General features: G+C 60.1%; 8 protein-coding genes. 7 read left to right on the top strand and 1 reads right to left on the bottom strand.

What is annotated here, in order from left to right; genetic code table 11:
- Positions 1–178: 178 nt before the first annotated feature.
- From FX982_RS03750 to FX982_RS03725, 6 genes are all read left to right on the top strand, one after another.
- Positions 179–1,855 carry a fatty acid--CoA ligase gene (locus tag FX982_RS03750; RefSeq protein ID WP_172609694.1) on the top strand — a complete coding sequence of 559 codons (1,677 nt, stop codon included), beginning with the start codon at positions 179–181 and terminating at the stop codon, positions 1,853–1,855.
- A 363-nt stretch (positions 1,856–2,218) separates the two neighbouring features.
- Complete coding sequence (locus tag FX982_RS03745; RefSeq protein WP_122622572.1) at positions 2,219–4,141, top strand: DUF1302 domain-containing protein; 1,923 nt, start codon at positions 2,219–2,221, stop codon at positions 4,139–4,141.
- Positions 4,142–4,155: 14 nt separating this feature from the next.
- Positions 4,156–5,520: a DUF1329 domain-containing protein gene (locus FX982_RS03740; RefSeq protein ID WP_172609693.1), complete on the top strand. Its 1,365-nt coding sequence runs from the start codon at positions 4,156–4,158 to the stop codon at positions 5,518–5,520.
- Positions 5,521–5,971: 451 nt separating this feature from the next.
- Positions 5,972–8,734, top strand: a complete 2,763-nt coding sequence (locus tag FX982_RS03735; RefSeq protein WP_172609692.1) for a LuxR C-terminal-related transcriptional regulator — start codon at positions 5,972–5,974, stop codon at positions 8,732–8,734.
- A 114-nt stretch (positions 8,735–8,848) separates the two neighbouring features.
- On the top strand, positions 8,849–10,171 hold the full coding sequence (locus FX982_RS03730) for a type II toxin-antitoxin system HipA family toxin (RefSeq protein WP_172609691.1): 1,323 nt from the start codon (positions 8,849–8,851) through the stop codon (positions 10,169–10,171).
- Positions 10,168–10,458 (top strand): helix-turn-helix domain-containing protein, encoded by a 291-nt coding sequence (locus FX982_RS03725; RefSeq protein WP_172609690.1) that lies wholly within the window; start codon positions 10,168–10,170, stop codon positions 10,456–10,458. The genes FX982_RS03730 and FX982_RS03725 overlap by 4 nt, the downstream gene beginning before the upstream one ends.
- A 33-nt stretch (positions 10,459–10,491) precedes the next feature.
- Here the strand turns inward: FX982_RS03725 and FX982_RS03720 are convergent, their stop codons facing one another.
- Positions 10,492–11,691, bottom strand: a complete 1,200-nt coding sequence (locus FX982_RS03720; protein ID WP_172609689.1) for an HD-GYP domain-containing protein — start codon at positions 11,689–11,691, stop codon at positions 10,492–10,494.
- Between the two features lie 423 nt (positions 11,692–12,114).
- Here FX982_RS03720 and FX982_RS03715 point away from each other — a divergent pair, with 423 nt between their 5' ends.
- On the top strand, positions 12,115–12,816 hold the full coding sequence (locus FX982_RS03715) for an OmpA family protein (RefSeq protein WP_172609688.1): 702 nt from the start codon (positions 12,115–12,117) through the stop codon (positions 12,814–12,816).
- Positions 12,817–12,820: the final 4 nt, after the last annotated feature.

Genomic DNA, 12,820 nt, shown 5'->3' with positions numbered 1-12,820 from the left:
CGCAGACAATCCGTCTGCGTTTGGTCTTATTTTTGTATCCTTTGGCTGGTATCCCACACGTGTAGGCTCGGTGACGTGGGATGACACAATTCATCCCTTCGGCTGATCCGATCGACGCGCCCAGGCCCTACAGTGCATATTTTCAGCCCCCGCACCTGCACCGTGAAAAGGGATTCCTATGCTGCACACCCGCGTGATTCCGCCCGCCGAAGGGGCGTACCCGTACCCTCTGTTGATCAAACGACTGCTGCTGTCAGGCGTGCGCTACGAAAAAAACCGTGAGATCGTTTACCGGGACCATTCGCGCTACTCGTATCAAATGCTCAACGAGCGCATCTGCCGGCTGGCCGGTGCGTTGACCGCAGCGGGGGTGAAAGCGGGGGACACCGTGGCGGTGATGGATTGGGACAGTCACCGTTACCTGGAATGCATGTTCGCCATTCCGATGATTGGCGCGGTGATCCACACCATCAACGTCCGGCTTTCGCCCGAGCAGATCCTCTTCACCATGAACCATGCCGAAGACAAGCTCGTGCTGGTGAACAGTGAATTCGTACCCCTCTACAACGCCATCGCCGGGCAACTGACGACCGTGGAAAAAACACTGTTACTGACCGACACCGATGGCGCTCACGCCGACCTGCCGAACCTCGTCGGCGAGTACGAAGCGTTGTTGGCCGCTGCGAGTTCGCACTATCAGTTCGAGGATTTCGACGAGAACTCGGTGGCGACCACGTTCTACACCACCGGTACCACGGGCAACCCCAAGGGGGTGTATTTCACCCATCGCCAGCTCGTGCTGCACACCATGGCCGTTGCGACGATCATGGGCAGCGTCGAAGGCATGCTCGGTGGTGACAAGGTCTACATGCCGATCACGCCGATGTTCCACGTTCATGCGTGGGGCGTGCCCTACGCCGCGACCATGCTGGGCGCGAAACAGGTGTATCCCGGTCGTTACGACCCCGAGTTGCTGGTAGAGCTCTGGCAAAAAGAGAAGGTCACGTTTTCCCACTGCGTGCCCACCATCATGCAAATGGTACTCAACGCCAAAGCCGCCCAGAACATGGACTTCACCGGCTGGCACATCATCATCGGCGGCAGCTCACTCAATCGTTCGCTGTACGAGGCAGCCAAGGCCAAGGGCATTCAGCTGTCTGCGGCCTACGGCATGTCCGAGACCGGGCCGTTGGTTTCAGTTGCGCACCTGAACGACGACCTGATGGCAGCCAGTGAAGACGAACGCACCGCGTACCGAATCAAGGCGGGCGCGCCGGGTGTGCTGGTCGAGGCGGCGATTGTCGATGGCGAAGGCAACTTTCTCCCGTCAGATGGTGAGACCCAGGGCGAGCTGGTATTGCGCGCACCTTGGCTGAGCGAAGGCTATTACCGCGAGCCGGAGAAGGGCGCCGAACTGTGGGCCGGCGGCTGGCTGCACACCGGCGACGTGGCGACGCTGGACAGCATGGGCGGGATCGACATCCGTGACCGGATCAAAGACGTCATCAAGACCGGCGGCGAGTGGGTGTCATCGCTGCAACTGGAGGACCTTTGCAGCCGCCATCCCGGTGTGCGCGAAGTGGCCGTCGTGGGCATCGCCGATCCGCAGTGGGGCGAGCGCCCGTTTGCGTTATTGGTCGCCCGCGAGGGCCACGTTCTGGATGCGAAGATCCTGAAGGAACATCTCAAGCCGTTTGTGGAACAGGGGCACATTAACAAGTGGGCGATTCCGAGCCAGATCGCCCTTGTTACCGAAATTCCCAAGACCAGTGTCGGCAAGCTCGACAAGAAGCAGATCCGCCAGAACATCCTCGAATGGCAGGGCAGCAACAGCGCTTTCCTCTCTACGCTCTGACGCTTTCCTTCGCGGCCATTTTATCGGTTGATTACGCTCAAAATGTGCCGCGAAGGCTCTACTCCGCCGTCTTCCTTGCCAATTCCTCTTTTTCAGCCATGCTCCCCCTGCGTTGTGATTGGCCACTCTGGAGTCGGCGTGCCAGAGGTGTCGGCGCTATAAATCACACTTTAGAGGGATCAAGCAGCAGCACCTGCTGGCTATAGTCGGCAGTAGGTCGTTACCGGAGAAAAGCGCCCTGATCGTTTCGCAGTTGTTTGGCTGCCCGATCGGCGCTGACACACAGGCGCTGCGGCCCGTCCGCCTGAGTCGTTTCTGGAAGCACCCACTGCCATAAAAATAAAAGCACATGGAGTAGCGTCGATGACATCAGCTAACCAGTTCTGGCGCCGGGCTAAATTGCCTCTGGCCGTCAGCCTCGCTTCCACGCTCGCCGGTCCTGCATTCGGCGTCAGTTTCAATATCGGAGAAATCGAAGGCAACTTCGACTCGTCGCTCTCGGTGGGGGCGAGCTGGTCCACAGAGAATGCCAACAAGAACCTGATCGGCTCCAACAACGGCGGTCACGGTCTTTCGCAAACCTCCGACGACGGTCACTTGAACTTCAAAAGCGGCGAAACCTTTTCGAAGATATTCAAGGGCATCCACGATCTTGAACTGAAGTACGGCGACACCGGCGTGTTCCTGCGGGGCAAATACTGGTACGACTTCGAGCTCAAGGACGAAGGCCGCGACTTCAAGGACATCAGCGATTCCGGCCGCAAGGAAGGCGCCAAATCCTCGGGTTTCGAGCTGCTTGACGCTTTCGTTTATCACAACTATTCCATTGCCGACGAGCCGGGTTCGGTGCGTTTGGGCAAGCAAGTCGTCAGTTGGGGTGAAAGTACCTTCATCCAGGGCGGCATCAACAGCATCAACCCGGTCGACGTGTCCGCGTTCCGTCGTCCTGGCTCGGAAATCAAGGAAGGCCTGATTCCGGTCAACATGTTCTACCTGTCGCAAAGCCTGACGGAAAACCTCTCGGCTGAAGGCTTTTACCAGCTGGAATGGGACCAGACCGTCGTCGACAACTGCGGCACCTTCTTCTCGCAACCCGACGTCATCGCGGACGGCTGCAACAGCAACCTTGCCGTGCTGCGCACCCGTGACAGCCTCAATTCGGCTCTGCCAGCCGCGTTGCGTGGTCCCGTTCAAAGAACGCTGGCCGCCCGCGGCGTGAGTTTCGGCAACCCTGACGAGGGTGCCGTGGTTGCCCGCGGCCCTGATCGCGATGCCCGGGACAGTGGCCAGTATGGCCTGGCCATGCACTACAACTTCGAGCCGCTTGACACCGAGTTTGGCGCCTATTACATGAACTATCACAGCCGTCTGCCGATCTTCAGCGGCAAAGGCGGGCCGGCAAGCGCCTACAGCGCAGCGGGTCTGGTGGGCGGTCTGGCGGCCAACGGCGTTCCTCGGGGTGTTGCGGCGGCCCTCGCGCCAACCCTGTTGCCCGTCGTGGTCGCCGGCAATTCCAGCTATTACGTTGAGTACCCGGAAGACATCCACCTGTTCGGCCTGAGCTTCTCCACCACCTTGCCCACCGGCACGGCGTGGAGCGGCGAACTCAGCTATCGCCCCAACGCTCCGGTGCAGTTGAACACCACCGACATTCTATATTCCGGCCTGTCGCCGCTGAACTCGAACGTGTCGCTGCTGCAGGGCGCGCCGGGCCAGGATCAGAAAGGCTACCGCCGCAAGGAAATCAGCCAGGCGCAAACGACGTTTACGCACTTCTTCGATCAAGTGATGGGCGCCGAACGGCTGACCGTGGTGGGTGAGGTGGGCTGGACCCACGTTGGCGGTCTGGAAAGCACATCCAAACTGCGTTACGGCCGCGACCCGAGCTACGGCCCAGGCCCGCTGCCGGGTGGTCAATGCCAGACCCTCAACGCCAGCACCCTGGGCACCGCCGCGCAGAACAACCTCAGCCGCTACTGCGAAAACGAAGGCTTCACCACCACCGATTCGTGGGGTTATCGCGCCCGCGCCATCTGGGACTACAACAACGTCTTCGCCGGTGTGAACCTCCGCCCGAGCGTAGCCTGGTCCCACGACGTCGATGGCTACTCGCCGGGCCCTGGCGGCAACTTCGAGGAAGGTCGCAAGGCCGTGAGCCTGGGCCTCGACGCCGAGTACCAGAACACCTACACCGCCAACCTTTCCTACACCAACTTCTTCGACGGCAAGTACACCACCGTGGACGACCGCGACTTCGTAGCCCTCAGCTTCGGCATGAACTTCTAAGGACAATAATGAAAATGAAAATCACGAAGGGTCTGTTGCAGGTGGGCGTGCTGGGTCTGTCGTTGTTGGCGACCAGTGTGATGGCGGCGGTGTCCGATGCCGAAGCCGCCAAGCTGGGCACCACGCTGACGCCGATGGGCGCGGAAAAAGCCGGCAACGCTGCCAACACCATCCCGGCCTGGAGCCCGATGCCGACCAATGCCGGCGCCGTCGACGACAAAGGTTTCCTGGCCAATCCGTACGCCAACGAAAAAGCGCAGTTCACAATCACCGCGCAGAACGTGGATCAGTACAAGGACAAGCTTGCCCCGGGCCAGTACGCGATGTTCAAGCGTTACCCGGACACCTACAAGATGCCGGTTTACCCGTCCCACCGTGGCGCTACCGTTCCCGCTGAGGTGTTCGCCGCGATCAAGAACAACGCCACCAAGACCAAACTGGTCGGCGGCGGCAACGGCCTGGAGAATTTCGAAACCGCTGTGCCGTTTCCGATTCCGAAGGACGGCCTCGAGGTGATCTGGAACCACATCACCCGTTATCGCGGCGGCAGCGTCTCGCGTCTGGTCACCCAGGCCACGCCGCAAACCAACGGCTCGTTCAACCCGGTGTATTTCCACGACGAGTTCGTCTTCCGCGACAAAATGAAAGATTTCGATCCGAAGAATCCGGGCAACATCCTGTTCTACTTCAAGCAGGAAGTGACGGCGCCGGCGCGTCTGGCAGGCTCGGTGTTGCTGGTGCACGAGACCCTCGATCAGGTCAAAGAGCCGCGTGCGGCGTGGGTTTACAACGCCGGGCAGCGTCGCGTACGCCGTGCGCCGCAAGTGTCCTATGACGGGCCGGGCACCGCCGCCGACGGCCTGCGCACCTCCGACAACCTCGACATGTTCAACGGCGCGCCAGACCGCTACGACTGGAAGCTGATCGGCAAGCAAGAGATGTACATCGCGTCCGATAGTTACAAGCTCGACGATCCGAAATTGAAATACGCCGACATCATCAAGGCCGGCCACATCAATCAGGACCTGGCGCGTTATGAACTGCGTCGCGTCTGGCACGTGACCGCCACCTTGAAAGAAGGCCAGCGCCACATCTACGCCAAACGTGACTTCTTCATCGACGAAGACACCTGGCAGGCCGCGGTCATCGATCACTACGACGGCCGTGGTCAACTGTGGCGCGTGGCGGAAGCCCACGCCGAAAACTACTACGACAAACAAGTGCCGTGGTACGCCCTCGAAGCCCTGTACGACTTGCAATCAGGTCGCTACCTGGCGCTGGGCATGAAGAACGAAGAGAAGAGGGCGTATGACTTCGGCTTCACCGCCACAGCCAGCGACTTCTCGCCCAATGCCCTGCGCCAGGATGGCGTGCGCTAACGGCTGATCGAATGAGCGGAGAGCGTGCAACGTTGATCACAGCTACAGCGCACTGAAGTCCTTCGCTGTTTCACCCTATGGCTGAACCCCATAGCGCAGAAAGGAAACACCCCGAGTGGTCGGGGTGTTTTTTTTTGCGTCTGAATCTTGAATGCCAAGCCGCCCTGGTTTCCGCGTGGCAGCAAAGGGAGTGCTACAAACGAGAGATTTCAACGCATTGGCGGATGGGTCCTACACGAGCCAATCATCGAGCGTAGCGACGCCCGAGCCGACTACACTGCAGCAGGTGTAGGACCGTGTACCTCTCCAGACATATAAACCAACATTCCCCCTGTTGATGGGATACGTTTTCTTACAGTCTTTCGTCTAACAATGTTCAAAAGGCTTCCCATAGCCGCTAGTCTCCCGACATCTGAACGCCGAACAACAAGCACTCCAACAAGAGCCGGCCATGACTGATCTGTCGCGTTTGCAAGGATTCGCAAATCACGCAGTCACTGCGTTGGAAGGCCGTTTCTTCCGTCCGCCACTGCCTGAAGGTTACGTATCGAGGCCTCGATTGTGCGAGCGGCTGAGTGCGGGTCTGTCGGGGCGCCTCTTGTTGATCAGTGCGCCGGCCGGTTTCGGCAAAAGCTCATTGGCGGTGGAGTTCTGCGAGAGCCTGCCCGATCAGTGGCAGAACCTCTGGCTGGGGCTGAGCCACCGGGACAGCGACCCGGGCCGGTTTCTCGAACGTCTGCTCTGCGGTCTCCAGCAACTCTTTCCTCAACTCGGCGGCCAGGCGCTCGGCCTTCTGAAGATGCGTCAGCGTCACCAGCCCTTCGCCTTCGAAGAGTGGCTGGACGGTTTGCTGGACGAGCTGGCGATGCACCTGATGTTGAGCAAACCGCTGTTGCTTGTGCTCGACGACTATCACCTGGTGCAGGGCCCCGTGCTGGATCGCTGCCTGCAGTTTCTCCTCAATCATCTGCCTGCGGGCATGAACATCATGGTCACCAGCCGGCAGCGGCCGAACTGGCACCTCGCGCGGTTGCGGCTGTCCCGTCAATTGCTGGAATTGTCCGAGCAGGATATGCGTCTGACCGACGACGAGTCGCTGGCGGTGCTGGATTCGCAGCGCAATTCCTTGAGCGATGATGCACTGCGGGCCTTGCTGCAACGCAGTGAAGGCTGGGTGGCCGGCCTGCGGTTCTGGCTGCTGGCGGCTAACGAAGCGGGCAGTAACGCGCTGACCCAGGGGCTCAACGGCGGGGAAGGGCTGATCCGGGATTACCTTCTCGAAGAAGTCATTGATTGTCTGCCAGCCGACGTTCAGGCCTTTCTCTATGAAACCGCCTGCCTGGAGCGCTTCAGCGGTGCTCTGTGCAACGCCGCGCGTGACAGTCACGACAGCGACGACATGCTGGAGTACCTGCAAGCCCATCAGGTGTTTCTGGTTCCGCTGGACGAGCAGGGTCGCTGGTTTCGCTATCACCACTTGTTCTCTGACCTGCTGCGCGCGCGGGCCGGGGCCAGCGTGACGCCGCAACAACGGCGGGTGCATCTGAACGCTTGCCGCTGGTTCAGCGAGCAGGGTCTGCTAGACGAAGCCATTGAACAGGCGTTGCGGGCCGGGCACCTGGATGTGGCGGCCAATCTGGTGCAAAACCTTTCCGAGGAGCAACTCCTCGCCGAGCAAAACGTCGGCATGCTGCTGCGCTGGAAAATGGACTTGCCCGACAGCCTGTTGGTCAGCACGCCGCGTTTGATCGTGCTGTACGCCTGGGCTCTGGGTCTGGCGTGTCAACTGGATGCCGCCGAGGAGCTTGGCAATCACCTCAGCCGATTCCTGCCGGCCCCTTCCGCGACCGCGCAAAATTCGATGCTGGCGCAGTGGCTGGCGCTGAGCGGGATCATCGCCCGGGGCCGTGGCGACAGTGAAACGGCCCGGCGTTATTGCAGCGAGGCGTTGGTCAGTCTGCCGCCCAAACGCTACGGCCAGCGCTTGTTGTGCCTGTCGACGCTGGCGAATCTGGCCATCGCTGACGGTGATTTGTGGCGCGCCCGAGCGCTGAACCGTGATGCCCTTGAGTTGGCGCAGCGCGTCGCCAATCCGTTGTTCGAAGCGCTGGCGCATTACGACCGCGCTCGCACGCTGCAGGCCCGTGGTGAAACCCTTCGCTCGATGGAGGAGGTGCGCCAGGGCTTGAGACGTTTGAACGGCCTGTCTTCACAAAAGCTCTATGCGGTCCGCGCGCGGCTGACGTTGTACGAAGGTTGCCTGCTGGTGCAGTTTCTTCAACCGGAGGCAGGGCGCGAGCGCTTGAATGCCGGGCTGGCCGAGGCGCGCGCCTGCCGCGACATCAGCGTGCTGATCGGCCACTGCGTGATTGCCGGGATGGAGGGGCGCGAAGGACGCTACGCCGAGGCCTTCGCCGAACTGGCCGAGGCCGAGCGGCTGATGCACATCTGGGACGTGCCGCCGGTGTATTACCTGGCAATGATCACCCTCGCCAAATGCGAACTGTGGCTGGCCCAGGGCCGTATCGATCTGGCCGACGCCTGGCTGCTGCGGCTTGGACAGACCTATGGCGGCAACCAACCTGCGGCCGCCCCCGAATGCTCGCCGCAACTGCCTCAGCAGATCGAAACGCTGCGGGCGGTTCTCGACCACATTCAGGGCCGTACCGAAGAGGCGATGGCGCGGCTGCACGGTCTAGTGGAGTACGCCCAGCGGATCGGTGCAGGACTGCTCGGCCTTAATGCGCTGAGTCAGCACACCCTGTTGTTGCTCGACAGATCCCGTGTGCCCGAGGCCGATGAGCTTTTTCAACAAAGCCTCCAGCTCGCCACGGGTGGTGCGGTTTTACCCTTCCAGCGCCTGATCCGTGGCCATCCCGACTGGCTGCGCGAGCAACTGCATAAACGACCCTCATGCCGGCTGGTTGATTACCTGCTCCAGCAACTTCCTGAAGCTGCGCCCGGTCAGGGACTACCTTGCCTGCGCGTCACCAGTGAGCCGCCCGCCTGTAACGGCGGCGACCACCTCAGTGCCCGCGAACTCAGCGTGCTGCAGCTGATCGCGCACGGTTGCTCCAATCAGGAGATCAGCGAGCGCTTGTTCATTTCCCTGCATACCGTCAAAACCCACGCCAGCCACATCAACGGCAAACTCGGTGTCGAACGGCGCACCCAAGCCGTGGCCCGGGCACAAGAACTGGGATTATTGGGCTGATGGTTCGGCACTAAAATGCCGAATTATCCTTTGAAACCGCTATTTTAGGCATTTAATTGCCTTTTTAGTATTTCAGCTTTAAGGTTTAGGCATTAAATTGCCGAGCAGCCTGTCATGCAGCTGACCCTCCAACTCTACCTCTCGGGACGATGGCACGACGCAATGCGTGTGGACATCGAGAAGCCGGAATCAGGTCAGAACAGCCCGTGCAGCTTTGCCTACGAGCAAGCGTTTCTGATTGACCATCTGGATGCCCTCGACCGGCTGACCGCGCCGTCCGTGAGCGCTCGAATTCCACTGGGCTGGGATTTGTTCAGAACGGCGGGGCTGCCGGCGTTTTTGCATGACATCCTTCCCGCAGGCGCCGCACGCCGTTTCCTACTGGCGCGTCTGGCATTGCCAGAGGGTGAGAACACCCCGGCCGATCTGGTGCTCTTGCAGCGCTGCACCCCCGCGCCCGTCGGGCATCTGCGCATCAAGGAATCGTTCGACGCATTACTCAAGGCCAGCAGCATTGGGTTTGACCGGAGTGAAGTCATTGCCCGAGACAGCCGCTTTCTTGAATACGCCTATGAACAAGGCGCCGCAGTAGGGGGCGCGACGGGAGCGGGCGGCGAGGCGCCAAAGCTATTGCTCGCCGAGGACGCGCAGGGGCTAATGCACCCTGATGCAACGCTCGCCGACAGCGAGGTCCGTCAACACTGGTTCGTGAAGTTCTCGCGCAACAAAGGCAACGAAACCGACCGCACCATTCTGCGGAGCGAGTTCTGTTATTACCAGGCCCTCAAGCGCATCGGCGAACTCACCGTTCCCTGTGACGGCATGAGCCTTGAAGAGGCCCGCAAGCCCAGTCTGTGGATGAAGCGTTTCGACCGCAGCGTCGATGAACAGGGCGTGCGCCGGCTGGCTGTCGAATCGGTGTACTCGCTCGCCGACATCAGCCGCCCCGGCGCGTACATGACGCATGTGCAAGCCGTCGCCGCGCTGGCTAACGCCTGGTCGGCGAATGCTCAGCAGGGGGGGATTCCTCAGATGGTCGCCGAGTACATGCGCCGCGACCTGATCAATCAGATTCTGGGGAATAGCGATAACCATGGGCGCAATACGTCGATCCTGCGCGATGAACAGCGACTCTCTCTGGCGCCGATTTACGACTTGGCGCCCATGGTGATGGACGATGAAGGTGTAACACGCACCACCAAATGGCCTGACCCTATTGAGCGCGCCGGCGAGGTGGGCTGGCGCGATGCCTGCCGCGCTTTATCCAACTGGGCTGACCCTGAACAGCTTTTCGAGAGTCTCAGAACCGATGCCGAGCGCCTGCGGGCATTGCCTGATTTGCTGAACGAAATGGGCTTGCCGCAAAAGACCTTCAATCATCCGCGCATCAGGCTGGGACGACTGGATGCGACGCTCAGAGAATGGGGCCTGCGATGAACGACGAAATCCGCCAGCGCGGCATCATCCTCGACGAGCTTCGGGATCAGTTGCTGGAGGGCACCGTTTCGATGGGCGCTGCCGTCAAACGGCTGCGCACTGAAATCACGGGATTGCGCCAGGAGCAGTTCGCGAGCATGTGCAAAATCTCGCTGCGCACACTGCGCCAGATCGAGCAGAGCGAGGGTAATCCGACGGTGCAGACCCTCAACGCCGTATTCAGGCCCTTTGGTATGCAGGTCGGCATTATTCCGTTGCGACGCAGGCCGGCGGTAACCAGTGTCTGAAGCGCAATCGCGCCGACCAGCCCGACGGCAGGTTCAAGCCGCGGGCTGACCGGCCCACATGCTGGCGACGTCCAGCAGGCCCCAATCCTCTGCCAGTTCGAACTTCAGGATGCCGTCTCGCACCGTGGGGCAGGCGAGGTTGATGACATGCGGCTCGAAGGGCATTCGGGTCCGGGTAGACAGAAACACTTTCACTTTCGGCTGCAGCAGGGATTGTTCATCCTGCTCGAGCACCACACCCAGGCGCTCGCTTTTCAGGCGAACCAGCGCGCCCACGGGATAGATACCAACGGTCTTGACAAAGTGCTGGAACACCTTCGCATCGAAGTGGCCTTTCCAGGACGCCATTTCGCGAACCGAATGCGCGGCATCCCACCCCTTCTTGTAGGGGCGGTCTGAAGTCACCGCGTCATATACGTCGCAAATGGCGCCCATTTTCGCCAGCAGGCTGATCTCGTCGCCTTTCAGCCCGTGGGGATAACCGCTCCCGTCGACTTTTTCGTGGTGATGCAGGCACACGTCCATCACCAGCCGGGTCACTCGCTCGCAGCCTTGGAGGATTTCCAGACCGGCCTGCGGATGATGCTTCATGACCTCATATTCTTCGTAGGTCAGGCGATCGGGTTTATTCAGAATGGCCGAGTCGATCATCATTTTGCCGACGTCATGCATCAGCCCGGCAACGCCAGCTTCACGCACCTGATCTTCATTCAGATCCATCTGCCGCGCGAGCGCGACCATCAATGCACACACGGCCACCGAATGCATGTAGGTGTACTCATCGGTCGTCTTCAGGCGCGACAGGCTGATGAGTGCGTGGGGATGGCGCATCACGGACGTGGAGATTTCCTCGACCAACAGGTCGACGTCTTCGGTATTCATCGCCCGACCCATCCGGGCATCGCTGAACATGGTCATCACTGCCGCTTTCGCACGGCCACAGATCAGGCGTGCACGGGCCAGTTCCAGCTCGAGGCTGCAAGGCGCGGTTTCGGCAGCGTCAAAACACTCGGGGGGAGTCTGTTCGGCAGGCGAGTTCTCGACGGAGTTTTTGCCAAGGCGAGTGTCGATCCACACTTCACGGGTCGACGCCTGAATGTGCCGCAGCACGGCGACGTCACTGAGCTCGCGTTCGACGTTCGCGGCCCAGAATGGATCGTTGATCCGCGGACGGCAGAATTCGTGGATGTACATGCCCAGCGTGAGGTCGGAAACGGGGATTTTTCTTAGCATAGAGTCAGCTCTTGCGCGTGGATACAGCGCTGCCTTGCCTGAAAGTGAGAGCGATTTTTATGGTTTGCTTCATCACTGCGCTTTCCTGTGGTTGCGCAAGGCCAGTATAGGAAAGCGTCCGAGAAATGAAACTGCCTTAAATTTTGTGGGCTTTACTGGCTGACGGATGAATAGCGATATCAATCAGTGACTTGCGGAAGTTAGCTAACTAACTCTGGGCAGTTTGAGCAGCATAAATTCGATGAACAGTATGTTCATGCTGCACATAAATATTTGCTTTTGTTATTAAAGAAATACTGCCTTTGGCCGTGCACCGGCGGTTCAGCCTGCGTTAAGGAATTTTTGACGCCGACCATGCTCTAATTGCCCAAATCGTCGGCCTTTATGTTTGGCCGTAGAAAAGCAAAACAGGAGCTCTCCTTGATGTTGACCTTTCGCCGTTTGATCATCGCTGCCACCGCATTGACTGTGCTTTCCGGCTGCGCAACGCAGAATCCATACGACAATCAGGGGCAGGCGCAGAACTCCAGCGGCATGAGCAAGACCGCCAAGTACGGCGGCCTGGGTGCTTTGGCCGGCGCCGTCGCCGGCGCTGCCATCGATCACAACAACCGAGGCAAAGGTGCGCTGATTGGCGCTGCCGTGGCGGGTGCTGCCTCAGCCGGTTACGGTTACTACGCTGACAAGCAGGAAGCCGCGTTGCGCGCGAGCATGGCCAACACCGGCGTTGAAGTTCAACGTCAGGGCGACAACATCAAACTGGTGATGCCAGGCAACATCACCTTTGCCACTGATTCGTCGGCCATCGCCAGCAGCTTCTACTCGCCGCTGAACAACCTGGCCGGTTCGCTAAAGCAATACAACCAGAACATGATCGAAATCGTCGGCTACACCGATAGCACCGGCGGCCGTCAGCACAACATGGACCTGTCGCAGCAGCGCGCCCAAAGCGTGGCGACCTACCTGACCTCCCAAGGGGTTGATGCCGCTCACCTGTCGGTGCGCGGTGCCGGCCCTGATTCACCCATCGCCAGCAACGCCGACGTCAACGGCCGCGCCCAGAATCGCCGTGTTGAGGTCAATCTCAAGCCGATTCCTGGCCAGCAGTACCAGCAACAGCAGTAACCGC

Source organism: Pseudomonas graminis (assembly GCF_013201545.1).
Classification (GTDB): Bacteria; Pseudomonadota; Gammaproteobacteria; order Pseudomonadales; family Pseudomonadaceae; genus Aquipseudomonas.
The sequence above is the reverse complement of the archived record's forward strand: the minus strand, read 5'-3'. Positions and strand labels throughout refer to the sequence as shown.